At 63.6% G+C, this 24345-nt stretch carries 22 protein-coding genes and 2 pseudogenes; 7 read left to right on the plus strand and 17 right to left on the minus strand.

Annotation, left to right across the window (positions count from 1 at the left end):
• Positions 1–8: 8 nt before the first annotated feature.
• Positions 9–974, minus strand: coding sequence for a transglycosylase SLT domain-containing protein (locus ACH79_RS35580; protein WP_161855103.1), 966 nt, complete (start codon positions 972–974; stop codon positions 9–11).
• 235 nt (positions 975–1209) lie between these two features.
• Here ACH79_RS35580 and ACH79_RS35585 point away from each other — a divergent pair, with 235 nt between their 5' ends.
• Together ACH79_RS35585 and ACH79_RS45260 are read left to right on the plus strand one after the other, a co-directional pair.
• Positions 1210–1566 carry a PilZ domain-containing protein gene (locus tag ACH79_RS35585; RefSeq protein ID WP_065752886.1) on the plus strand — a complete coding sequence of 119 codons (357 nt, stop codon included), beginning with the start codon at positions 1210–1212 and terminating at the stop codon, positions 1564–1566.
• Positions 1567–1697: 131 nt separating this feature from the next.
• The gene (locus ACH79_RS45260) at positions 1698–1784 is read left to right on the plus strand and encodes a hypothetical protein (RefSeq protein WP_371419485.1); all 87 of its coding nucleotides are present in this window, start codon (positions 1698–1700) and stop codon (positions 1782–1784) included.
• A 129-nt stretch (positions 1785–1913) separates the two neighbouring features.
• On the opposite strand, the gene clpA is transcribed toward ACH79_RS45260, so the two are convergent.
• Together clpA and clpS are read right to left on the minus strand one after the other, a co-directional pair.
• Positions 1914–4316, minus strand: a complete 2403-nt coding sequence (gene clpA, locus ACH79_RS35595; protein WP_161855104.1) for an ATP-dependent Clp protease ATP-binding subunit ClpA — start codon at positions 4314–4316, stop codon at positions 1914–1916.
• Between the two features lie 244 nt (positions 4317–4560).
• Positions 4561–4893 carry an ATP-dependent Clp protease adapter ClpS gene (clpS, locus tag ACH79_RS35600; protein ID WP_057856747.1) on the minus strand — a complete coding sequence of 111 codons (333 nt, stop codon included), beginning with the start codon at positions 4891–4893 and terminating at the stop codon, positions 4561–4563.
• Between the two features lie 445 nt (positions 4894–5338).
• Between clpS and ACH79_RS35605 the strand changes: the two genes are divergently transcribed.
• Complete coding sequence (locus tag ACH79_RS35605; protein WP_161855105.1) at positions 5339–6700, plus strand: pilus assembly protein; 1362 nt, start codon at positions 5339–5341, stop codon at positions 6698–6700.
• A gap of 81 nt (positions 6701–6781) precedes the next feature.
• Here the strand turns inward: ACH79_RS35605 and ACH79_RS35610 are convergent, their stop codons facing one another.
• Positions 6782–7120: a phasin family protein gene (locus ACH79_RS35610; protein WP_161856730.1), complete on the minus strand. Its 339-nt coding sequence runs from the start codon at positions 7118–7120 to the stop codon at positions 6782–6784.
• 400 nt (positions 7121–7520) lie between these two features.
• Here ACH79_RS35610 and ACH79_RS35615 point away from each other — a divergent pair, with 400 nt between their 5' ends.
• Positions 7521–9365 carry a serine hydrolase gene (locus ACH79_RS35615; protein WP_161855106.1) on the plus strand — a complete coding sequence of 615 codons (1845 nt, stop codon included), beginning with the start codon at positions 7521–7523 and terminating at the stop codon, positions 9363–9365.
• Between the two features lie 258 nt (positions 9366–9623).
• Here ACH79_RS35615 and ACH79_RS35620 read toward each other — a convergent pair whose 3' ends face one another.
• From ACH79_RS35620 to ACH79_RS35635, 4 genes and pseudogenes are all read right to left on the minus strand, one after another.
• Positions 9624–10349 (minus strand): DnaJ domain-containing protein, encoded by a 726-nt coding sequence (locus ACH79_RS35620; protein WP_161855107.1) that lies wholly within the window; start codon positions 10347–10349, stop codon positions 9624–9626.
• A 66-nt stretch (positions 10350–10415) separates the two neighbouring features.
• The gene (locus ACH79_RS35625; RefSeq protein ID WP_161855108.1) at positions 10416–11177 is read right to left on the minus strand and encodes a VWA domain-containing protein; all 762 of its coding nucleotides are present in this window, start codon (positions 11175–11177) and stop codon (positions 10416–10418) included.
• A 104-nt stretch (positions 11178–11281) separates the two neighbouring features.
• Positions 11282–12181, minus strand: coding sequence for an alpha/beta fold hydrolase (locus ACH79_RS35630; RefSeq protein WP_161855109.1), 900 nt, complete (start codon positions 12179–12181; stop codon positions 11282–11284).
• A 315-nt stretch (positions 12182–12496) separates the two neighbouring features.
• A pseudogene (locus ACH79_RS35635) lies at positions 12497–13281 on the minus strand (helix-turn-helix transcriptional regulator).
• 105 nt (positions 13282–13386) lie between these two features.
• On the opposite strand from ACH79_RS35635, the pseudogene ACH79_RS35640 reads away from it, so the two are divergent.
• A pseudogene (locus ACH79_RS35640) lies at positions 13387–14462 on the plus strand (alcohol dehydrogenase catalytic domain-containing protein).
• A gap of 22 nt (positions 14463–14484) precedes the next feature.
• Here ACH79_RS35640 and ACH79_RS35645 read toward each other — a convergent pair.
• Positions 14485–15420: a division plane positioning ATPase MipZ gene (locus tag ACH79_RS35645; RefSeq protein ID WP_161855110.1), complete on the minus strand. Its 936-nt coding sequence runs from the start codon at positions 15418–15420 to the stop codon at positions 14485–14487.
• A gap of 322 nt (positions 15421–15742) precedes the next feature.
• Here ACH79_RS35645 and panC point away from each other — a divergent pair, with 322 nt between their 5' ends.
• A complete protein-coding gene (panC, locus tag ACH79_RS35650) occupies positions 15743–16594 on the plus strand; it encodes a pantoate--beta-alanine ligase (RefSeq protein ID WP_161855111.1) in 852 nt (283 codons plus the stop codon).
• A 19-nt stretch (positions 16595–16613) separates the two neighbouring features.
• On the opposite strand, the gene ACH79_RS35655 is transcribed toward panC, so the two are convergent.
• The 4 genes from ACH79_RS35655 to ACH79_RS35670 form a co-directional block, all read right to left on the minus strand.
• Positions 16614–17054: a DUF1489 family protein gene (locus tag ACH79_RS35655; protein WP_057856784.1), complete on the minus strand. Its 441-nt coding sequence runs from the start codon at positions 17052–17054 to the stop codon at positions 16614–16616.
• 56 nt (positions 17055–17110) lie between these two features.
• Entirely contained in the window at positions 17111–18094 is a 984-nt protein-coding gene (locus tag ACH79_RS35660) for a hypothetical protein (RefSeq protein ID WP_161855112.1), read from the minus strand.
• 151 nt (positions 18095–18245) lie between these two features.
• Positions 18246–18449 carry a hypothetical protein gene (locus tag ACH79_RS35665; RefSeq protein WP_108517906.1) on the minus strand — a complete coding sequence of 68 codons (204 nt, stop codon included), beginning with the start codon at positions 18447–18449 and terminating at the stop codon, positions 18246–18248.
• A gap of 282 nt (positions 18450–18731) precedes the next feature.
• The gene (locus ACH79_RS35670; protein WP_161855113.1) at positions 18732–19388 is read right to left on the minus strand and encodes a glutathione S-transferase family protein; all 657 of its coding nucleotides are present in this window, start codon (positions 19386–19388) and stop codon (positions 18732–18734) included.
• A gap of 105 nt (positions 19389–19493) precedes the next feature.
• On the opposite strand from ACH79_RS35670, the gene ACH79_RS35675 reads away from it, so the two are divergent.
• Entirely contained in the window at positions 19494–20171 is a 678-nt protein-coding gene (locus tag ACH79_RS35675; protein WP_161855114.1) for a DUF599 domain-containing protein, read from the plus strand.
• Between the two features lie 415 nt (positions 20172–20586).
• Here ACH79_RS35675 and ACH79_RS35680 read toward each other — a convergent pair whose 3' ends face one another.
• The 4 genes from ACH79_RS35680 to mgtE form a co-directional block, all read right to left on the minus strand.
• Complete coding sequence (locus ACH79_RS35680) at positions 20587–21384, minus strand: hypothetical protein (protein WP_161855115.1); 798 nt, start codon at positions 21382–21384, stop codon at positions 20587–20589.
• Between the two features lie 60 nt (positions 21385–21444).
• On the minus strand, positions 21445–22263 hold the full coding sequence (locus tag ACH79_RS35685; protein ID WP_161855116.1) for an aldo/keto reductase: 819 nt from the start codon (positions 22261–22263) through the stop codon (positions 21445–21447).
• Positions 22264–22382: 119 nt separating this feature from the next.
• Complete coding sequence (locus tag ACH79_RS35690) at positions 22383–22763, minus strand: DNA-binding transcriptional regulator (RefSeq protein ID WP_161856731.1); 381 nt, start codon at positions 22761–22763, stop codon at positions 22383–22385.
• A gap of 118 nt (positions 22764–22881) precedes the next feature.
• Positions 22882–24318, minus strand: a complete 1437-nt coding sequence (gene mgtE, locus ACH79_RS35695) for a magnesium transporter (protein WP_161855117.1) — start codon at positions 24316–24318, stop codon at positions 22882–22884.
• Positions 24319–24345: the final 27 nt, after the last annotated feature.

The raw sequence follows: 24345 nt of genomic DNA on the forward strand, positions 1-24345 counted from the left end.
TAATCCTCTCACCCCGGCACGCCCCTGTTGCGCAGTACGAAGCAGGCCCCGCCTGCCTTGCGGATGCTGTTGCAGAGGCCGTCGGCCTCGCCGCGTGTGTCCGCGCCGAAGCGCACCTGGTAGAACGTCGCCGGGCCGCGGCTGCGCAGGCGCGAGGTCAGGATAGAGGGGTCGCGATTGCCGATCACGCTCGAAAGGCGTGAGACCGCGCGCCCATACATCGCGAGCGCCTTGTCGCGGGAAAAGCCGGCGGCGAGCTGCACGCCCCATTGCTTCGCGGCGGCGAGCTTCACGCGCTCCTCCAGCCCGGCGATGAAGGGATTGGGCGCCTGTTTCAGGAGCGCCATCAATTCGCGGCAGCTCGATGCCGGGATTCGTTCGGGCTGCTTGCCGCCCTTTCCCGCCTTCGCCCAATCCTCCACCGTGGAGCCGGTGATGGCGAGCACGTAGTTGCGCGTCTCCTGCGGCATCGGCCCGGTGCCGGCAAGCCACTCCTGCACCCGGCGCGGACCGGCATTGTAGGCGGCGGCCGCGAGCCCCAGATTGCCGAACTGCTCGCGCAGCTCGGCGAGGAACTCCGCCGACTTCGGCAGCGCCTGCACCGGGTTGAAGGGATCGAGCAGGCCGCGCTCGTTCGCGGTGCCCGGCATGAATTGCGCAATGCCCTGCGCGCGCTCGCCGCTGCGCGTCACCGGCCCGATCGCGCCCGGCTGAAAGCGGCTCTCCTGCCAGATCACGCGCGCGAAAAACTCCAGCGGCAGGTTCGACTCCCGCGCCGCCGATTCAATCATCAGGCACATCGCCTCACGCGCCTCACTTTCGCGCGCCGGCGCGTCCGCCTTGCGGATCGCGATCGCGCTCGACCGGGTGGCCTCACCCGCATCCTCGGCGATGGCGCTCGCAAACGAGGCCAGGAGCGACACCGTAAGCGACACCGTGCACCATAGGGCGCGAAGAAACCGACCTCTTGGCATGGCAGTTCGCAATCCGGGAAGCGCATTTGCGGGAAAACGTTACGTCAAACGATCATGGCTTGCAGCTGGATCCACCATTCCAACGCCGTTCACGGTCTTTTTGCACTGCAATTGCTCCGAATTCGCTGCCTTCGGAACCGACGTTAATTTACGTTAATGCCGCATTTTGCGCCGGGCGGACTTCTACGGGGAGCAAAGCGGGGTAAAAGTCTCCCTGTTTGTTGGGAGACTTTCAATGCAGGACCGACGCGAGAGCGTGCGCGATAAAGTGATGTATGGCGGCGTCGCCGAGATCGGCGAGCGCGGCGCGACGCGCGAATGCATCGTCCGCAACATCTCCGATCGCGGTGCGACCATCGAGTTCAGCAATGACGTCCAGTTGCCGAAGGAACAGCTCTCGCTGCGCATCGCGCGCAAGGGCCGCTCCTTCCTCGCCAAAGTGATCTGGTGGCGTGACAATTTCGTCGGCGTCGCGTTCAGGGCGGAAAGCCCGGCCGAGCCGGTCTCCGATATCGAAGAGCGGCTGCGCAAAAGCGAGATCAAGAAGCGGCAGCTGCAGCGCCAGATCGACGAGCTGCTCGGCGAGCGTTGAGCGCTCGCGAAGGCACGGTAGGTAACACAGCATCCCACGGTGCCCGCAGCCTATTCATTCAACCACCGTATGGTTGAAGCTGAAGCCAGCATGTCTCCAGAACCGCCAGATGGCTTCCCATCTATCGCCTCCTGACCGGCAAGGACGATGCTGCGTTCTGCCGACGCGTTTCGGAGGCAATTGAGCTCGGTCACGGCTGTATGGCTCGCCTTCCCTGACATTCAACGGTGAATACGTCGTGGCCGGCCAGGCGCTGGTTTGGCCGGGCAGTTAGGTATCAAGCAATCGGGCATTCAAAAAGCCGGCGGTCTTGCGACACGCCGGCTCTTCGTTTGGATTGAGGCCGCTTAGGCCTTGACCAGCGGGCCCTTGGAAGCCGGCCCCTTGGAACCGCCACCCCCGTTGGGACCGCCCGGCTTCGGCTTGCGCTTGCGGGCGCCCGGCAGCTTTTCCGGCTTCGGCGTGACCGGTCCCTCGACGAACTCGAAGCCGATCTTGTCCTTGTCCTCGGCGTCCTTGACCAGCACGACGCGGACATGGCCGCCGCCCTTGAGCTGACCGAACAGCACCTCATCCGCCAAGGGCTTCTTGATGTGCTCCTGGATCACACGGGCCATCGGCCGCGCGCCCATCTGCTCGTCATAGCCATGCTCGATCAGCCAGGCCTTGGCAGGCTCCGACAGCTCGATGGTGACGTCGCGGTCAGCGAGCTGCGCTTCGAGCTGCAGCACGAACTTCTCCACCACCATACCGATGACATCGGCATTGAGATGGGCGAACGAGACGATCGCATCCAGCCGGTTGCGGAATTCCGGCGCGAACTGGCGGTTGATCGCTTCGTGGTCGTCGCCTTCCCGCTTGTTGCGCGTGAAGCCGAAGGCCTGGCGCGCCAGATCGGCGGCGCCCGCATTCGTGGTCATGATCAGGATCACGTTGCGGAAGTTGACCTGCTTGCCGTTGTGATCGGTCAAGCGGCCATGATCCATGATCTGCAGCAGCACGTTGTACAGATCCGGATGCGCCTTCTCGATTTCGTCGAGCAGCACAACGCAATGCGGATGCTGGTCCACGCCGTCGGTCAAGAGGCCACCCTGATCGAAGCCGACATAGCCGGGAGGCGCGCCAATCAGGCGCGACACGGTATGCCGCTCCATGTATTCGGACATGTCGAAGCGCAGCAGCTCGACGCCGAGCGAGGCCGCGAGCTGTTTTGCGACTTCGGTCTTGCCGACGCCGGTCGGGCCGGAGAACAGGTAGGAACCGATCGGCTTCTCCGGCTCGCGCAAGCCGGCGCGCGCCAGCTTGATCGAGGCCGACAGCGACTCGATCGCCTTGTCCTGGCCGAACACCACGCGCTTCAAGGTCTGCTCGAGATGCTTGAGCACCTCGGCATCGTCCTTCGACACGCTCTTGGGCGGAATCCGCGCCATGGTCGCGATCGTGGTCTCGATTTCCTTGATGCCGATGGTCTTCTTGCGACGGTTCTCGGCGACGAGCATCTGCGCCGCGCCCGACTCGTCGATCACGTCGATCGCCTTGTCCGGCAGCTTGCGGTCGTGGATGTAGCGCGACGACAATTGCACCGCCGCCTCGATCGCCTCGTTGGTGTATTTCAGGCGATGATAGTCCTCGAAATAGGGCTTGAGGCCCTTGAGGATCGCAATCGCGTCTTCCACCGTCGGCTCGTTGACGTCGATCTTCTGGAAGCGCCGCACCAGCGCGCGGTCCTTCTCGAAATGCTGACGGTATTCCTTGTAGGTCGTCGAACCCATGCAGCGGATCGTGCCGGAGGCGAGCGCCGGCTTGAGCAGATTGGACGCATCCATCGCGCCGCCGGAGGTGGCGCCTGCCCCGATCACGGTGTGAATTTCGTCGATGAACAGGATGGCGTTCGGATGCGCCTCCAGTTCCTTGAGCACCTGCTTCAAGCGCTCCTCGAAATCGCCGCGGTAGCGCGTGCCGGCCAGCAGCGTACCCATGTCGAGCGAGAAGACGGTGGCGGCCGCCAGCACTTCCGGCACTTCGGAATCGACGATGCGCTTGGCGAGCCCTTCCGCGATCGCGGTCTTGCCGACGCCGGCTTCGCCGACGAACAGCGGATTGTTCTTCTGACGGCGGCACAGCACCTGGATCGCACGGTTGATCTCGGAATTGCGTCCGATCACCGGATCGATCTTGCCGTCGCGCGCCTTCTTGTTGAGGTTGACGCAATAGGTTTCGAGCGCCTCGCCCTTCTTCTTGGCGTCCTCGTTGCCCTTGGTCTCGGTCTCCTCGTCGACGCCACGAACGGGGCGCGCTTCGGAAACGCCCGGCCGCTTGGCGATGCCGTGGCTGATGTAGTTGACCGCGTCGTAGCGCGTCATGTCCTGCTCCTGCAGGAAATAAGCGGCGTGACTTTCGCGCTCCGCGAAGATCGCGATCAGCACGTTGGCGCCGGTCACTTCTTCGCGACCGGAGGACTGGACGTGAATCACCGCGCGCTGAATCACGCGCTGGAATCCGGCGGTCGGCTTGGCGTCGTCGGCGCCGTCAGTAACCAGATTTTCGAATTCGGTTTCGAGATAGTTGACAAGGCTGGTGCGCAGCTTGTCGAGATCGACGCTGCAGGCACGCATCACCGCGGCCGCATCCGAGTCATCGATCAGCGACAGCAGAAGATGTTCGAGCGTCGCGTATTGATGATGACGCTCGTTCGCAATCGCCAGCGCACGATGCAGGGATTGTTCAAGGCTTTGGGAAAAAGTTGGCATTCTCGTCCTCTATGGCCCCCGGTCATCATGATCGCCATTACCCGGTCAGGCAACAACAACCTTCGTCTTCCCCTGTCATATAGTTACGTACGATCGTGGCGAAAGACCGGTTCCGCAAGCGTGGTTTTCCTCTAAATTTACGCGCCACGGCTGCACCCTCCCCGAAAAACTAGCGGGAAAACGACCAGCACCGAACAATGCAAGACCCGTTCCTTTGTTCAACCGGGTCGAGAGCCGCGCGCGGCTATTTCTTTTCCATCACGCATTGCAGGGGATGCTGGTGCTTGCGCGCAAAATCCATGACCTGCGTCACTTTGGTCTCGGCAATCTCGTAAGTGAACACGCCGCACTCACCGATCCCGTGGTGATGGACATGAAGCATGATCTTGGTGGCCGCCTCGGCGTCCTTCTGGAAGAACTTCTCCAGCACGTGAACGACGAATTCCATCGGCGTGTAGTCGTCGTTCAGAATGAGAACGCGATAGAGGTTCGGACGCTTGGTCTTCGGCTTGACCTTGGTGATGACCGAGGTCGACGGCCCGTTGGTTCCAGCGTTGCGGTTCTCGTCATTGCCCATTCGGGGAGCAGAAGCAGACGACGTTACCGGCACGGACGAACAAGCTTTGAAGGTTGGCTGCAACATGGCTCAGGCGTTCGAAATTCCAAAAGGGGTGACTGGAAAGCGCGTCCAGACCGACTGGCGGTCGGCTCTGGCGTGAGCCAGGATCGGCATCTGGAATATGGGTCCACCGCCGGATCGCCGCAAGCGCATAGATGCTGCCCTGGTGCGACCCGCGGCCGGCCCGATTCCCGGCTCGGCTATCCGGACCAAGGTTAATCGTTTCTGCCGAATTTGACAAAGGATCGTGCTGGCCGTTTAGCCGCCGTTGACGATACCGGGCTGTTTTGGAGGCCGCTCCGGCAGTGCGCGGGCTTTGACCCGTTTTTTGCGGAACCGGTTTACCGCCTGTTCAGCGGCTCGGGCGGAAATGCCCGGTAGAAACCACATTTGCGGTGAGGCCATGCTCAATACAGTCGTAATCCGTCGCATTCGCACGGCTGCACGCCGGTTCGCCGGCGCCAACGACGGCAACATCGCGATCCTGTTCGGGATCGCGGTCATCCCGATCATCAGTTTCGTCGGCGCGGCGGTCGACTACACCCGCGCCAACAGTGCCCGCTCCTCGATGCAGGCCGCGCTCGATTCGACCGCCCTGATGCTGGGCAAGGACCTGACTGAGGGCACGATCACCGCTTCCCAGATCGCGACGAAAGCAGACGCATATTTCAAGGCGCTTTACACCAACAATGAAGCCAAATCGATCTCGATCAACGCGACCTATACGCAGAACACCGGCAACGGCTCGACCATCCTGATCAACGGCTCCGGCTCCATAGACACCGGTTTCATGCGGGTGGTGGGCTTCCCGACCATGGATTTCAAAACCAGTTCGACCTCGGTCTGGGGCAACGTCAGGATGCGGGTCGCGCTGGCGCTCGACGTGACGGGATCCATGCAGTACGACGGCAAGATGACCGCGATGAAGCCGGCCGCCAAGGCGCTGATCGACCAGATCGCCGCGCTCGCCAAAAACCCCGGCGACATCTACATTTCGCTCATTCCATTCGCCAAGGACGTCAACGTCGGCGCCAGCAATTACAACGCGAGCTGGATCAACTGGACCGACTGGGAGGCGGTAAACGGTACCTGTAGCAATAACGACTACACGACAAAAAGCTCCTGTCTGGCCAGCAACTGGAGGACCTGGACGCCCAGGAACCACAACACCTGGAATGGTTGCGTGACGGACCGCGACGAGAACTACGACAAGACGAACACCACGCCGACCTCCAACACGTCGCTTCCGTCCACGCAGTTTTACGCCGAGCAGTACAACGCATGCCCGGCGCAACTGATGCCCCTTACCTATGATTTCACCGCCCTGAAGGCGAAAATCGACACGCTTGTTCCGAACGGCGGTACCAACCAGACGATCGGGATCGCCTGGGGATGGCAATCGCTCACTCAGAACGCGCCGCTCTTCGCACCGGCGGAAGATTCCAACTATACCTATAAAAAGGTGCTGATCGTGATGTCCGACGGTCTGAACACCCAGGATCGCTGGCCGTCACATGGCAATGGCCAACAGCAGTTCAACGGCGCGATCGACGCCCGTCAGCGCACCCAGTGCGACAACATCAAGGCTCAGGGCATCGTCATTTACACAATGCACGTCAACACCGATAACGATCCGACTTCGGCAGTTCTGAAGTATTGCGCCAGCGGTGACGATAAGTTCTCCACCGTGACGTCCTCGAGCCAGATCGCGACGGCTTTCACCGCGATCGGAACCTCGCTCTCGAAGCTGCGCGTCTATCGATAGGTCTCGAGAAGCGCCGCCAAGAAAAAGCCCGGCCGAAACGGCCGGGCTTTTTTGTTGTCGAAGCGCGAAGTCGCGAACGGATTAGTGCGAAGCCGGGTTGAACTTCGCGACCAGGCCTTCGTAGGGCTTGAAGGTCTGCTTGGCGAGATCGGTGTAGAGGCCCGCGATCTTCTGCGATTCCGCGACGAAGGTCTCGTAGGACGAGCGCGCGTATTCGGTCTGCGCTTCGATCGCCTTGTCCAGCGACTTCACGCCGGAAAGCTTTTCGACGAACGACTTGGTGTCTTCGAACGACTTCTTGGCGTAGTCGCCATAGGCGGTCGCGATCGCCTGAACGCCGCTCTGCAGGTTGCTCGCGGAAGCGGCAACCGATTCGAGATGCTCTTTGCCGTAATTCTGAATGTCTTCAACCTTAACCATCATGGAGTCCTTTCCCAGACTGCAGGTGCAAACCGATTGCCGGGAGGCCCGGCTCCCTGACCCCTCTCTACATATGTGCACTGCACAATAAAGTCAAGGAATATTGTGCGACGCACAAATATGGCGAATTAGCGCAAAAACTCAGGGTCTTACGCAACGGTTAATTAATCTTTTGGAAACCCGCCCGGCCTAACCTGATTCCTGGACTTGTTCGTCTTCCGACACACAGCCTGAAAGCTGTTTGTGAACAGCATCTTAGCTAGAACAGCGACCTGATCGGCCGCTCCAGCCGCGCGTCATGGCCGGATCGGTACTTCGAACGGGAGAGCGTCAGCGGTTGGTGGGCACAATTTCGCCTCACGAGCCGGTGATCAAGACAGAAATTGGGACGGGGAAGTAAATGCTTCGTACAACCTTGGCTTCCTCGCGCGCTTTGCGGGTGTGCGCCCTCGGACTCATTACCTTCACGACAGCAATACTGATCTCGAGCGAGAGCGCCGAAGCGCGCCGCTACAAGCACCGCCGCCACCACGTCGTGCGGGAAAGCTACAGCCCGCAATTCTCCTCGATCATCGTCGACGGCAATTCCGGTGCGGTGCTCAGTTCCAACAATCCCGACGGTATCCGCCGCCCGGCGTCACTGACCAAGATCATGACACTCTATCTGCTGTTCGAGCGGCTGGAGTCCGGCAAAATGAAGCTCGACACCGAAATGGACGTGTCCGAGCACGCCTCCGAGCAGGCTCCCACCAAGCTCGGCCTAAAGCCAGGCCAGACGCTGAGGGTCGAGGATGCCATCAAGGGCCTGGTGACACGTTCTGCCAACGACGCTGCCGTCGTCGTCGCCGAAGCCATAGCCGGCGATGAAGCCGAATTCGCCAGGCTGATGACGCGCAAGGCGCGCGCGCTCGGCATGAGCAAGACCACCTATCGCAACGCGTCCGGCCTGCCCAATGACGAGCAACTGACCACCGCGCGCGATCAGGCCACCCTCGGCCGCGCCATCCAGGACCGCTTCCCGCGCTACTACCGCTACTTCGCGACCTCGGTATTCAATTATCGGGGACAGTCGATCCGCAATCACAATCGCCTGCTCGGCAACGTCGAGGGCGTCGACGGCATCAAGACCGGCTACACCCGCGCTTCCGGCTTCAACCTCGTCAGCTCGATGCGCCGGGGCAACCGCCACCTGATCGGCGTGGTGCTGGGCGGCCGCAGCGGCGGCTCGCGCGACGCCACCATGCGCAATCTGCTGGCCGAGAACCTGGAGAAAGGCGCGACCAAGCGTACCGTCGCCGCGATCAGCGAACGCAACCCGGCTGACGTCGACGTAGCCGAAGCCGACACCGCCTCGCGTCCGACCGAAGCGGCGCAGCCCGCCTTCGCCGCCGCCGAGCCGGGGCTCGCAGCCATGCAAACGACCCGCTCGATCGCGCCGGCCAAGCCGTCGCTGATGGCGGCCGCCGCTGCGGCCCTGCCCTCGCCGGCCGCCAAGGTCGAAGCGAACAAATTCGAGCAGCAAGCCAGGCCCGAACCCGCACCGTTGACCAGCGGTGTGATCCAGACCCAGCAGATATCGGCGATCCCCGGCTCGGCCGAGCCGATGAAGCCGGTCAAGGTCAAGACCGTTCAGGTCAAGGCCGGGCCGATGAAGCTGGCCTCCGCCGGCCCCTCGCAGCCCGCCGCGCCGCCGGTCACCAACGCCATCCCGGCCCACCCCGAAGTCGCCGAGACCTCCAGCGCCGTCGTCGCCAAGGCCGCGGAGAGCAAGGTCGAAGCTGCCAAGGAAGCTCTCAGGGCAGCCATGCCGCAGCAGCCGGCCGGCCACGGCACCGGCAACGGCGTGCTCGGCGTATTGCCCGCCTCCAGCCTGACACAGCCCCCGTCGCAGGGCTCCCATGCGCAGACGATGGCCTATGCCGATCCCGCGCCCCGTGTCCAGCAGCAGACCGTGCAACAGAACGACGCCGTCAAGCCGGCCGCGCCCGCGGTGGTTCGCACCGGCTGGATCGTCCAGGTCGGCGCGCTCGAAAGCGAAAGCGAAGCCAAGCAGCGGATCGATCTCGCCCGCACCAAGGCCAGCGCCCTGCTCAGCAAGGCCGATCCCTTTACGGAAACGGTCGTGGCCAAGGACAACCGCACGCTCTACCGCGCCCGCTTCGCCGGCCTCGATCGCGATCAGGCCGAAGCGGTGTGCAAGACCCTCAAGCGCGCCGACATTTCCTGCATGACCGTTCGCAACTGAACGGTGCGCTTCATTGAAGTCGCAAAGCCGGCGCCGCAAGCGCCGGCTTTGTTGTTTTCGCAGCACAGTCGCACGGGCTCTTGCACGATCAGGCCCAATGCTTTCCGCGAAAACCTCTCGTCAAGAATTTACGGTTAAGTTTCCCTGCAAGGAATGATCGACCACGCCGGACAACGGCGGGCGATGCGGGGCGTCAGTCAGAGAATGGCAGGCAGGCAACTCTCGGTTTGTAGCGTCGGTGGCGTGAGCCGGAGTTAACTAGAGATGCGTGCGAAGAAGAGTATCCTTGGCCTCGTTTACGCGGGCAGCGAGGTACGTCGAGCCCCCCTGATCGGGATGCAGTTTCTTCATCAGGGCGCGATGCGCCCGGCTGATGTCGTCGCGCCCCGCCCCCGGCTGCAGGCCAAGGATCTGATAGGCTTCCTCGTCCGTCATTTTTCCGCTCGCCGCCGCGCGACGCTGCCCCCCTGCCGTATCGCCTTGCGCGTTCTGACGCCAAGCGGGAAACCGGCGGTCAAGATAGCTTTCAAGTAAGGCAACGCTCTCGGCGTCGAAGGCCGCCATCATCGCGATCAACTGCGGCAGGTCGAATTCGTGAAGCGAGCGGCCGGCGTTCGGCCCGTCCACGATCCGTCCTGACAATTCGCCGCTGTCGTGATCGAGAGTCATCTCGATAAACTGCGAACGGACGCGCGAGGCCTGGCCTGACGACCGCTGTCCGCCACCGCCGAAAATCCCGCCGATATTGCTGAAGCCGCCCGGTCCGAACGGCGACCAGCCGAGCAGGCCGGCGCCGAAGATGCCGAGCGGAATGGCAACGGCAAGCTCGCCACGCAGGCCGGTGTAGGCCGCGACCGCCAGCGCAACCACGCCGCCCGCGATTTTGATGACGCGCGCAAGCACGACCGGGTTGGCCGCGCGAAACATCTGCAGCAGCAAATATAGAACGACAACGGCGACGACGCCGGCAATCAGGGTTGGCATGGCTCTAATATAGCGGCACCGGCGCCGAAAAGCATGCGCTCGGCCCGCAGGCAACCAAAGTCGTAATTACTTGATCTGGCCGATCAGCGCGGCGGCGCCACCGGTGGTCTTCGATAGCCGCAGCAGCGCTTCGCGACCGCCGGCGGCGTAGGCCGCGGCGGCGCGCAAGAGCTCGCGCAACTGCGCCGCGGCGCCGGGATCGAACTTGCACCATGCCCCGCCGGTGAGCCGCGCAATCTCGCGGAACGCCTGTTCGGCGGTGGCGTCGTGGCCTTCCTGGAACATGAACACGGGGACCTTGAGCAGGCCGAGCTCGCCGGCCTTGGCGCAGAGATCGTCGACCGACTCTTCCATGGCGTCACCGACGAACACGACCGCGCGCACGGCGGACGCCACCGCCTCACGCCGCGCCTCCGACAGCACCTTGCCGATCTGGGTATTGCCCCCCTGGCAATCGATCTTGCTCATCAAGCGCGCCAAATGCGCGGAGTCGGAGATCCATCCCGTGGCGCGGCATTCGTTGAACCCGCGGTAATAGACCAGCCTGATATCGAGGCTGCCGAGCGAAGCCGCCTCGCGAAACATGTCGGCCTGCAGCGCGCAGGCCATGTCCCAGGTCGGCTGCCGGCTCATTGTGGCGTCGAGCGCAAATACCAGCCTTCCCTTGGCGCCCGGACGGTGCGGCGACATCGCGCGCGCCTTTGCCACGAAGGCGGCAATGTCTTCCGATGCCGATGGCTTCTCCGGTAACGGGCCGCCCTTGCGCGCCTCGGCCTTTGCCGAGTCAACTTCGCCTGCCGATTTCGGTTTGATGGGTTCGCCGGCCATAAGCGCTCGCGGATAAGCAGCAAGCTCTATGTGGGATGGCGCCTATAGCCGGTCAATGCGCCGGCTCGTGACGCAGCCGCAAATGCACAGTGGCGGTCGGTCGTCTAGTTCGTAACCGGCTTGTTCCTCGGCGGCGAATTGCTGGCCAACGGGGTTGAGAGCGGCACCGGTCCCGGGCTGCTGCTGAGGACGTCCGGTACATTGGTCGGCACCGGCTTCAACGCGGCACTCTTGTCCGACTCGTCCAGGAACTTGTCGAGCATTTTCTCGATCGAAGACTTGGCTGCGTCAGGCCCGGTATCGCGCATGTCGTTATGCTGGAAGCCGGTGTTCACCACCGTGATACCGGCCTGCTCGCACTGTTCGTCGTCAGGCACGACGCCGGGGTCCGGCTTGAACTGCGTATCCTTGGAGCGGAACGACAGGATCTTGAACTTGCCTTCGGTCAGGAACGGGACGCGCAGATTGTCCAGCGTCACCACCTTCTTGATCTCGTCGGGATACTGCTTGGCGAAATACATCGAGATGTCGCCGCCCATCGAATGCCCGACCATCGTCACCTTTTCATAGTCGGCGTTGGGCTGGACCTTCTTCATTTCGTGGATGGCGAAATGGATGTTGGCCACGCCGCGCTGAATCTGCGGCAGACGGCCGACATAGAGCTCGCCGACCTTGGTTACCATCGGCGGATCGGTCGGCAGATCGTGCTGCGGACTGATCGAAAGGTAGCCGCGCCAGGCGAACACGTTCGACAGGAATGAATACTCGGTATGCTTGACGGTATTGCCGTGATTGAGGATCGCAACCGGCAGCTTGATCAAGCCGGCATTGGCCTGCATTTCCTTGTCGCGGCGGACGGCGATGTTGACCGCCACCAGGCGATTGTCACGGTCGGGATCGTGGAACGCGATCGTCTCATGCCGGATCGCCCACTTGCTCGCGGTAAAATACGCGACAGCGACCAGCACCGAGAGTGAAAGCAGAACGAGAATTCCACGTTTCATATTCGTCCTCGCGCCCCGCTAAGGGCCAACCCTGTTTGAGACTCTTTCGGTCCCTTGTTGATGATATATGTCACGATGGCGTGACATAAAGGCCAAATGTTGTGTACTGACCGCCTGATCATTGTGCGATGCACCTATCCATTGTGCAGCCGCCCAGTTCCCAAAAATTTGACCGCTTTTCCTTACGTTGCCTCCCGTCAACCTTTGGTTCGAGGGTTGGATAAAAGTCTAGTGAAAACGTGGTAATGGTCGGTTTGTTCCTTGGCGGGAACCAGTTACCTCCGAAGGTGTAAAAGTACCGGCAAGGGCAGCGACTTAGACCGTTGTGTAAATAACGAGCTTCAGGGCCGGATCGTCATTGGCCTGGAAGCTTGCATACTCCAGTTTGAGCCGGCCCTTCTTGGGATGGGTCAAGGATTTCCGTCCTGCCGCGACGCCGCTGACATCATGGGCTTCCCACCAGCCGGCAAATTCCGAACAGCCCTCCCGCAGACGCGCCAGCAGGTCGCGAAAGGCGGGATCGCCGGCCCAGAGGTCATGCGTCGCCCGGAATTGGGCGACCATGCGCTGGGCCTCGTCCGCCCATGACGCGCCGAACAAGCGCCGCGTCGCGGGGTTGGTCAGCACGGACAACAGGCTGTTGCGATCGGCCTCTGCGAGCCGGCTGAACGCAAAGATCTCGTCCGCCGCCACATTCCAGAAGAGAACGTCCCATCGCCTCCCGGTAACATAGGCCGGAAGGTTGAGCTGCTCGACCGTGCGGCGGATCGCCGGGGCACCGTTTCGCGGCTGAAGGCGCGCCGGTCGGTAGTTTGCGTGAGCTCCTTCAGATGCCGATGCTCGGCCTTCGTCAGCCGCAGCGCGCGCGCCAGTGCGTCGATCGTCGCAGCCGAAGGGCTGACGGATCTTCCCTGTTCGAGGCGGATGTACCAGTCGACGCCGATGCCAGCGAGTTCGGCCACCTCCTCGCGCCGTAGGCCGGGTGTGCGCCGCCGCCGGCCGTCCGAGAGGCCCACGGCCTTTGGCGTCAGCTTCTGCCGTCGCGAGCGCAGGAAGTCGCCGAGTTCGCTCTGTCTGGAATTTGCACCTGCTTCCGCCATGCGCCGCGCCTTTGAGGAGGGTTCAATAATCCTAGGATAATACCAGGTCTTGTTGAGACTTTGGGGCCTGCGAGAATGCTGCGTCAAACGATATCAAGAGGTTCCATGAAGGCTGCCGTCCTCAATGCGCTCGGATCGCCGCTTGCGATCGAAACCCTCGCCGACCCGCCGCTCGGCACCGGCGAGGTCATCGTCGACGTCATGGCGAGCCGCGTGCTGGCCTATGCCAACGAAGTCCTCAGCGGCGAACGAAAGTACCTGATGGAACTGCCCATGGTGCCCGGCCCCGGTGCGATCGGCCGCATCCGCGCCATCGGCCCCGATGCGACCCGTCTTCGTCCCGGCGATTGGGTCTACTGCGATCCGACCGTGCGTTCTCGCGACAATGCGATGTCGCCCGACATTGCCCTGCAGGGGCTCACAGCCGGCAGCGAGGGCGGGCTACACCTGCAACGGTATTTCCATGACGGCGCCTGGGCCGAACAGATGCGCGTGCCGACGGAAAACGCGGTTCCGATCGGCGACATCGATGAAAAGGATGCGGCGCGCTGGTGCGCGCTCGGCACCCTGCTCGTGCCCTACGGCGGTTTCCTCGCTGCGCAATTCCAGGCCGGAGAGATCGCGTTGGTCAACGGCGCGACCGGCAGCTTCGGCAGCGCAGCCGTCGCCGTGGCGTTGGGGATGGGCGCAAGCTGCGTGGTGGCGACCGGTCGCAACGAGCAGGCGCTGGCCGATCTGACGCGACGGTTCGGCAGCCGAGTCCGGACCGTGCCTATGCGCGGCCACGAAGCCGACGATCGCGCGCGCATCCTGCAGGCGGCGCCCGGTCCGATCGACTGCGTGCTCGACATCCTCCCGCCCGCGGCCAATGCCGTGCAAGTACGGACCGCGGTCATGGCGGTGCGGCCTTATGGGCGTGTGGTATTGATGGGCGGCGTCGGCATGCTCGCCGGCGGCGGCCTCGACCTGCCGTACCCCTGCGAAACTGCATCACCCTGCGGGGGCAATGGATGTACCCGCCGCATGCGGCGATCCTGATAGCCGGCCTGATCCGCTCAGGCCTCGTCAGCCTCGATCATTTCGAGGTCACCGCGTTCGGCCTCGACCGCGCCAACGAGGCGGTCGCGCATGCCGCCGCCCACAGCGGCCAGTTCAGGATGACGGTCATCCAGCTGCGATAGGCCAAGCCGGCCCCGATGGCGGTCAGGCGCTCAGGATGTCGCCAATGATGTCGTGGACTTCGAGCGGCTTGTCGACCTGGGTGAACCATTCAGCGCGGTTGGCCGCTCGGCGGCGGCCTCGCTCGTCGAGCGGCAGCTTGAGCTGGCGCAACAGGCTGGTCACCTCCTCGCGCGCCGTGACATGGCCCATGCTGGGTCGAGTTCCGAGCGTGGCCTCGTCGATGTCGTCGAGGGCCGTCAGTCCGCGCGGAAAGAATTCGCGGTAGACCACCCGTTCGGCAAACCCGTCGATCGAACGGAAACCGAGCCGCAGCGAGAGGTCCTTCAGGCTGTCGGCGACGAGCTGCTTGTTGCGGGAGCCGATCATCGACAGGCGATTTCGCACCACGATCCAGTCGGTGCTGGCGCCGTCGAGTTGCCGGCGCTTGCGCCTGGTGTCGCGGACCATTTCCGCATAGTGGCTCTCGCCGGTCACCGAATAGGTGGCGGGATCGACGGTGCCGAGCACGTCGAAATCGAGGAAGCTGTCGTTGATCGGGGTAACCAGCGTGTCGGCCATCGAATGCGCCAACCGCATCAGATAGGAGTCCGAACCCGGCGTATCGATGACGATGAAATCGAAGGCCCGCTCGACCGTGCCGACCGCCTCGGCGAACTGCTGGAACTCGGAGTTTTCATTGTCGGCGATCTGCATCGTCTCGCCGAGCTTGATGCAGTAATGCACCGGGATTTCGAGATCGAGACCGGTGCGGCGCGCCCACGCGCTCCGGTTGGCGATGTAGCGGGTGAAACTCTTCTGGCGGCAGTCGAGGTCGATGGTGGCGACGCGCTGCCCGGCCTTCATCAGGGCAACGGCAATGTGCAGGGCGGTGGTGGATTTTCCGGAACCGCCCTTCTCGTTGCCGAGCACGACGACATGCGCCGACCCGAACTGACCTTGGCTCGCCTGAAGCAACATGACTCAACCCCCGCACGATATCTTCAAATCACGCGCGACTGCCCGTCAAGTGAAATGCGCGACGTCGCATTCAAATCACTCGCGGTGTGTCTTAATCATGAATCCCGATGGTGCGGATTTCGTTCCGGTGCCGCGATCAGTCCAGAGACTTTTCAACCGGCGGGCGCGTGCGTCCGACTTTGGCGTTGAGCTGCCGTAGCCTTGCCATTCCCGAGTAACCTTGGCGGCAAAGCTCTGGCCTTATAAGGTCGGCGCGCCCGCCAAACGGCGTGGCGCCGCCTGCTCCCTCACCCCGTCACAAGCAGCAAGAGATCGAGGCCCGATGTCGCGAAGTCCCATGGTCGTCCGTACCGTTCCTGCATTGCGCCGCGCCGTCGAGGCGTTGCGCGCCCGCAAGGCCGCCGTCGCGCTGGTGCCGACCATGGGTGCGCTCCATGACGGGCATGTGTCGCTGGTGCGGCTCGCCAAGCAACGCGCCCAGAAAGTCGTCGTCTCGATCTTCGTCAACCCGACGCAATTCGCACCTTCAGAAGATTTCGGTTCGTATCCGCGCACCTGGAAGGCCGACCTCGCCAGGCTGACCGCCGAGAAGGTCGACCTGATCTGGAATCCGGACGTCAAGGTGATGTACCCGGAAGGCTTCGCCACCAGGATCGTGCCGGAAGGTCCGGCTACCGCGGGCCTTGAGGATCGTTTCCGGCCGCATTTCTTCGGCGGCGTCGCTACCGTGGTCGGCAAGCTGTTCACCCAATGCCGGCCGGACGTCGCGATCTTCGGCGAGAAGGATTTTCAGCAATTGCGGGTGGTGACCCAGATGGCCGCCGATCTCGACCTCGGCGTCAAGGTGATCGGCTCGCGCACCGTGCGCGAGCGCGACGGGCTCGCGATGTCCTCGCGCAACGTCTACCTGTCGGCGGAGGAACGGCAGACCGCGCCGACGCTCCATCGCGCCATGAAGGAAAGCGCCAGGCGGCTGAAGGCCGGCGAGGATTTCGAGGCCGCGATGGCAGCCGGCCGCGACCTGATCACCGCCGCCGGCTTCGCGCTGGACTATTTCGAGGCCCGGCACGCCGCAACGCTGGCGCGGATTGCGTCGGTCAAGGAAGGACCAGTGCGGATTCTCGTTGCCGCAAAACTCGGCACGACGCGCCTGATCGATAACATCGGGGTGTAAGCCGAGAGAAACCGACTGCTCAGAGCAGCCCGAGATCGCGTAATTCGCGACGCATCGGTTCCGGCATTGCGGCCACGCTGGCGGCGGAGGATTTGGTGAGGTCCGGGGGCGCTGCGTCCTCGGTCAAATAGCGCCAGCCCTGGAACGGGCGCATCGGCCGCGGCGAGACCGCAAACACCTTGGGCTGCATCACCAGGCGGCACCGCCCGATACCGTCCTTGTCGCGGAACGGCTCTATGGCGATGATCTTTTCGCGCGCGGCGATTTCGCCCTTGATCACCCAGTAGAGCGAGCCGCCGGCGAGGATCTCGCCGTCGCGCTTCGGCGTCATCCGCGTGACGTGGACGTGACGAAGCGGCAGGCCCTTTTTCTTGGCAGTCGCCATGCGTTCGGCAACCCACCCTTTGAGTTCTTTGACCGACTCGCAGCCAACGGCAAGCTTGATGAGATGAAGCGGCATGATCCCGCCGATGTAGCGGCCCGTGTGCGCTTTGAAAAGATCACTCCCTGTGGAGATCACTGCTCATTGTCGGCAGTCCCCGAACCCGACGGCGCGAGCTGGACCGGAGCCGCAGTCGACGGCCGTTTCGGCGGCGCTGCTGGCGGCTTCTTGGCAGCGGCCAGCGCTGGTGAGGGTGACGCCGATGGTGCCGGCGGCGGTGCCGCGGCTGGGCGCGGCGCGGCCGGCGATGCCGGCGCGGCAGTAGCCGGCGGCGACGGCTTCGCCGGCGGCTCGGGATTCATGATGCTGACCGGCGGAGTGGAGGCTGAGGTCGGGAATTCGGCATTGGTGGGCTTCCCTGTCGGCACGGACGGCGGTAGCGCCGCCATCATGCCGGCCGCCGTCTGCGTGGGCGCGTTCCACGATGCCGCGTAGCGCATGATCAGGTTTTCGTAGAGGCGCTCCTCCATGTTGGCCGCAATCTGGCGCGTGTCGGTCAGCGAGCGGAACGCGCGGCAGGCCGCGGGCGTACAGCGGTCGCGAACCGTCAGCACATAGGCCGTCAGCCCGTAGCGGTCGCGCTCGACGGCCCGGCGCAGCGCCTGCAAGTCCGAGCCGGCGCCCTTGTTGGCAGTTGCGACATCGCCGAGCGAGGTCAATAGCGTGATCTGCGAGGCCGCATAGCCCACCGCCGCGGCCACTGACTCGGCCGAACCGAACAACGCCTTCTCGCATGCGGCGAGGACGGCATCACCGGCCAGCTCGTCGATGCAGGAAAGTTGCGGCAATGCCGCGGTCGCGGTCAGGACCGGACGAGGCGCTTCCGCCGACTGAACTGGGCCGGCCGCGCCCACGCCGCGGAAGGTCACGACTCCCGCAACGCCGATCGCGAGCAGCGTGATCAACGCCAGCACGCCGTTGGCCACGGATCTCTCCGAGCGCAGCAGCGTGATCAGAACGATGATCCCGACAAATCCGGCGGTGGCCAGCGTCAGGTACAATGGAAGGTTCGGCGAGTGCCAGATCTGATCCAGCGACGCAGCCCATGCCCAGTTCATGTGCGATGTCCCTCAACGCAGCATCAAACGCGATCGAAAGACGAATGCGTCTTTATCGCATTCGCTTTTCGGCAGAATGGTTCTGCGAACGGGGCCTTTTGACGGCGCTTCGAATGGAACCCCGTCAAACGGCTGCTTGCACACAACTGTTTCAGGAAATCGCGAGCTGGCTTTCCTTGGCTACCCGTTCGAAAGCTTCGGTCGAGCTTTTGATGCGATACTGACAGTCGTCGCCATCGGTCGGCAGCAGCCTGATCACCTCATAGGTGCCGCTGGCGGCCGGACGGGCAACGTTGCTGGCAGTAAAATAGACAGTCTCTCCAACGGAGTACTTATGCTTCAACGCCCTCTCCATTACGCAAGAACGCCGGCCGCGCTCACGGTCCCGCTAGCTTTCGGCCGACTTGAGAACCCTGCGGCAACCTAGCACAGCCGCCTGCCCAAAAGCCAGCGGCATCGAGGCATGGCCAATACGCAATTCGGCATGTTTTTCAGGGCGATAACCTGCAATCCCGCGGGTTCCTCGAGGAAACCCGCCTCGCGGCGTCAAGGCCGGCTTTCCCATTATCGGACAGTTGGCGGCAGATTGATCGAATTTCGCGGAGCGCCGGGCGCCCTGCCCCCGGCCCGACCGAAATCAGACCGTCTCGAACCGTTCGATGACGAGCGTTTCGGCAAGGCCGGCGCGGGTCCATTCCTGAAACGCCGGCAGCGACATCATGGCATCGAAATAATGCCGCGCATCGCCTTTCACCTCGATCGCATAGGTACGAAAGCGATGCACCACAGGAGCGAACATCGCGTCCGCGCCGCTGAACGCGCCGAAGAGAAACGGTCCTTCCTTGCCGTAACGGCTGTTGCAATCGGCCCAGATCTCCTGGACGCGCGCAACATTGGCGCGCGCATCGTCCGACAGATCGACGGCGCCGACCGGACGATGCAGGTTCATGCCGCATTCATTGCGCAACGGCATGAAGCCGGAATGCATCTCCGCCGAAATCGAACGCGCATGCGCCCGGCGGGCGCGATCCTCGGGCCACAGCTTCGCCTGCGGATATTTCTCGGCGAGATATTCGATGATCGAAAGCGAATCCCATACCGTGAGGTCGCCGTCGATCAGCGCCGGCACCTTGCCCGCCTTCGAAAAGCTCAGGATCCGGTCCTTGTCCGCCTTGTCGTCGGTATAGAGCGGGATGAACACTTCCTCGAAGGGGATGTTGTTGGCGCGCAGCGCCAGCCATGGCCGCATCGACCATGACGAGTAGTTCTTGTTGCCGATGACCAGTTTCAACATTTGCGGGAAAAATCCTGTTGGAGCCGGCATCTTGCCATAGTGCACCGCACGCGTTCAACCTGTACATCACGATTGCCATAGCCACCATCGGGGATGCCGCCACACATGGGCGCCTATTGGATCGATATCGCCGCCGTCGCTTTCTTCGTCGTGGAGTGGCTGGTCTACGGCTTCACCCTCGAGCGCACCGCCTATGGCCGCGACAGCCTGTCGGCGCGCATGAACCGCTACCGCGAGGTCTGGGTGCGAAACATGCTCGACCGCGAGGCGCGGATGGTCGACATGCAGATCATGGCCTCGCTGCAGAACGGCACCGCCTTCTTCGCCTCCACCAGCCTGATCGCGATCGGTGGCGGGCTTGCGCTGTTGCGCGCGACCAACGATGCCCTGGCCGTGCTTCGTGAGCTGCCGGTCGATCTCACCCCCTCGCCTGCGCTGTGGGAGATCAAATGCGTCGGGCTGATCCTGATCTTCATCTATGCCTTCTTCAAATTCGCCTGGTCGTATCGCCTGTTCAATTATGTCGCGATCCTGTTCGGCGCGATGCCGCCCTCGTCGCAGCGCGACACCGCGGAAGCGGAAGCCCATGTGATGCGCACGACGCGCCTGTTCGAGGCGGCGGGCCGGCATTTCAACCGCGGCCAGCGCGCCTTTTTCTTCGCGCTCGGCTATCTCGGCTGGTTCGTCAGCCCCTGGGTTTTGCTGCTAACGACCGCGCTCGTCGTGATCGTGACCTGGCGGCGGCAGTTCGCCTCCAACGCCTGGCGGGCGATGGGGAGCTAGGCGCGGTGTCAAAATTCAGATAGTGGCCCCGGCAAGCAGGAAAGCGGACCCGAGCGCGAGCAGCGCAAGACCGGGCCAGTTCGATTTGAGCTCAAAGCCGCCACCCGGTCTTTCAGGTTCCAGGGTGTCGCCGGGTCGCCCGGCGCGAAGTCGCTTTCTACCGCTTAGCCGGCCATGCCAGATTGGCTGAAACGCCAGCTGCAGTATCCCGCCGAAAACAAGAAGCACACCAAGCCAAATGAGTGTCATGCTCGTCTCCCGCCAGTGAATGGGCCGCGAGCTGCCGCCGGCCGAAGGCTCGGCGTCTCTTGGTCGATTATCAACGTCCGGCCGGTGCTTCCGGTTCGCCGATCGTGGTTCCATTTGGCCCTCAAAGAGCGACCTCCACCTCTCCCGAGGCCGGGATGATCACGCGCTAGGAGGCGCCAAAATCCTGCGGCGTGAAGCTGAGATCGAGCACTTTCCATTCGCCGTAGCGGTCCACCGGCAGCATGGCGTAGGGCTGACAGGCCTGTAGCGCGCCGATTGCTTCCTGCATCAGCAACAGAGCTTTCATCGAGGCCTTGCCTTCGATTGGGACCGGAGCGGCGGCGAGCCTACCGTCCGGCGCCATCAGCACGCGGAGTTTGACTTCGATGTTGTCGGCCTCCGACAGCGAGGGCGGCAGCTTCGAGCAGGTCTTGAGATGCCGCCGGAATTCCGCGATCAGCGTGCTGGAGATCTTGGCGCCCTCGATCGCCGGCCCGTCAAAATCGTCGTCGCCCTTGCTGCGCCCGGGTGCGGTGGCCGACGGCAGCGGCGAAAGATCGGGCGGCAGGCCGAGCAGCACTTGGTACTTGATCGAGATGTCGGGCTCGGGCGGCTTGTAGGCCGGTGCCGCCGGTTGTGAGTCCGGCCGCACGAGCGCGGCCTGCCGCTGCGGTTGCGGCTGTAGCTGTCCGGACGGCGGCGGCGTTCTGGCAGCAGCGGTCCTGTCCGGCACCGGGAGATCGAGGGTTGGCGCAGGTTCGGGCTTGGTCTCGGCGACGGCCTGTTCGACCGGCTTCGGCTGCTCCGGAATATCCTGCGGCGTCACGATCTCGACCGGAATTTGCTCGGCGGTCACCGCGCCGAACGGATGCGCTTCCGAAAACAGCAGCAGAAGCGTCAGCAGCGATACATGCGCGATCGCCGACGCCGTGATTTCAGAAGGTATGATCCGCCGCAGCTCCATCGCATCGCAACGATGTTCGATATTCCCCTGCCGTCAGCATAGGTTCGGTGGCGCAGCTCCTCAATCCCATTTCGGCGCGAAGCCGAAATCGGTGAGCCGACCGCCGGCGCTGCCCATGTCGGATATCTGCTGCATGTCCTCTTCGGACAGCTCGAAATCGAAGATCTCGATGTTCTCCGAGAGCCGCTCGAGTTTCGAGGTGCGCGGTATAGCCGCCACCCCCTGCTGCACCAGCCAGCGCAGGCAGATCTGCGCCGCCGTCTTGCGATAACGCTCGCCGATCCGCTGCAGCGCGCGGTCGCTCTTGATGCGGCCCTTGGCGACGGGGCTGTAGGCCACCAGTGCCATGCCGTGACGCGCGCAGGCTTCGCGCACCTTGGCCTGGTCGAGATAGGGGTGGTACTCGACCTGATCGCAAGCCAGCGGCTCGGGGCAAGCGGCCACCGCCTCCTCGATCAGGGCCACGGTGAAATTGGATACGCCGATATGGCGGGCGAGCCCCTGCTGCCTGACCCGTGCCAGCGCGCCCAGCGTTTCCACCAGCGGCACCTGCGGATTTGGCCAGTGCAGCAGCAACAGATCGACCTCGGTCAGGCGCAGCCGCACCAGGCTTTCCTTGGCGGAGCGCTCCAGATCATGGGGCGCGAAATGCGATGGCCAGATCTTGGTGGTGAGGAAAACCTGATCGCGCTTCACGCCCGCCGCACGCAGCCCCTCGCCGACCTCGCGTTCGTTGTCGTACATCTGCGCGGTGTCGATGTGGCGGTAGCCGAGCCGCAGCGCCTGCTCGACGATCCGCGCGCAGGCGCGCCCGCGCAATTCCCAGGTGCCCAGCCCGATCGCCGGAATTTTTGCGCCATTTGCTTCGATAAACAGCATTGGTTGTATCCGCGGACCGGCCCCATTATGGGCTGCGGGAACAGCCGTGCCAACAGATAGCGTTTCGCGACTTAAGCGAATTCGGCTTCGCGTGAAGAAAACGCGACAAACGCAGAGACTTAAGCGGGCGACGGCTCGGTGGCCAGCGCTGCGAAAACGGTGTCCGGCGAATGCGCGATCACAGCGAGCAACGCCCGCGCCGGTCCCCGCGGCGCACGCTTGCCCTGCTCCCAATTTCGGATGGTTTCGACGGGCACGCCAAGCCTTGCCGCGAATTCGAGCTGGGTCAGTTGGGCGCGGCGGCGCAGATCGCGCACCGCCGGGAGCGGCGCCGTTTCGTTCGACGCGGGGACCGTAGACCCGGTCTCGGGCTCGGGCATCGCAAGTGCGAGGCCGGGCATCGACGGCGCGAGCCCGGGCATCGAGGGCGCGAGCGGGAACTCCTGCCCGTCCCGCAGTTCGACAATCCGTCCATCCGCTTTCAGCCGCAAGCGCTGCATGTTGACCTCATGGGCCACCATCATCGGCCAAGCGCCTTAAGGTCCACTTAACGATAAATGAGGCGCTTGCCTGACGCGTTTTCTTCACGCGCGCCGGCAGCAGCTTGAAAACGCTATGTTACTTCAGCCCGAACCACAGCGTGGCGATGCCGAGAAACGAGAAAAAGCCGACCACGTCGGTGATGGTTGTGACGAAGGTCCCTGACGCCACCGCCGGATCGGCGCGCACCCGGTCCAGCACCATCGGGATCAGGATGCCGCCGAGCGCGCCGGCCACCAGGTTGCAGATGATGGCGAGGCCGATCACGACGCCAAGGCCCGGGATCTTGAACCACGCCACCGCGGCGACGCCGGTGATGACGGCAAAGGCGAGCCCGTTGACGAGGCCGACCATCGCCTCGCGCATGACGACGCGGAACGCATTGTTGGAACCGAGCTCGCGGGTCGCCAGCGCCCGCACTGCCACTGTCATGGTCTGGGTCGCGGCGTTACCGCCCTGGCTCGCCACGATCGGCGCCAGCACGGCGAGCGCCACCATCTTCTCGAGCTGGCCCTCGAACAGGCCAAGCACGGAGGACGCCAGGAACGCGGTCGCGAGGTTGACGAGCAGCCAGTTGAAGCGGCCGCGTGCGATGGTCCAGACATTGTCGGACAATTCTTCGTCGCTGGTGACGCCGCCCAGCGCCTTCAGATCCTCGTCGGCCTCTTCCTCGATGACGTCGACGACGTCGTCGATGGTGATGACGCCGACCAGCCGGTTGGTGGTGTCGACGACGGGAGCGGCGACCAGATTATACTTGCCGAACATCCGCGCGACCTCTTCCTGGTCGTCGAGTACGGAGACGCGGCGGCGGTCTTCCTCGATCAGGTCGGCAAGCGGCACAGGGCGGCGCGCCCGCAGCAGCGTGTCGAGCGAGACCGCGCCTTGCCAGTGCTTTTCGGCATCGACCGCGTAGACCTCGTAGAAGCGGTCGGGCAGATCGGGGGTATCTCGCATGTAGTCGATCGTCTGGCCGACGGTCCAGTCCGGCGGCACTGCGATAAACTCCGAGCTCATCCGCCGGCCTGCGGAATTTTCCGGGTAAAGCAGGCTGCGCTCCAGCGGCTCGCGCTCGGCCGGCGGCAGCTTTTCGAGGATCTCTTCCTTGTCCTCCTGGTCGAGGCCTTCGAGCAGTTGGACGGCGTCGTCGGACTCCAGTTCGCGGACGCCCTCGGCGACCGTCTCCGGCTCGAGCTCCTCGAGGATCTCCTCGCGGACGGCGTCGTCGACCTCGTTGAGCGCCGAGAAGTCGAAATCGGTGCCGGTGATCTCGACGAGGGTGACGCGGTCCTCGGGTTCGAGGGCGGCGATCAAATCGCCGAGATCAGCCTCATGGAGTTCCGCCACCACCTCGCACAGCAGCGGCCGGTCGGCGGCATGAATGGCGCGCGCGATCTCCTCGACGAATTCGTGACGGAGCTGGCCCTCCTCATCCCGCATCGGGAGATGGTCAAGCACCGAGCCTTCCGTGAGCCGCGCTGCGGCGGCTTGGGCAATGTCGATATTCTCGGCCATGCCGCGCCCTCGCCGGTTTGACAGAAT

It is taken from the genome of Bradyrhizobium sp. CCBAU 051011 (assembly GCF_009930815.1).
Classification (GTDB): Bacteria; Pseudomonadota; Alphaproteobacteria; order Rhizobiales; family Xanthobacteraceae; genus Bradyrhizobium.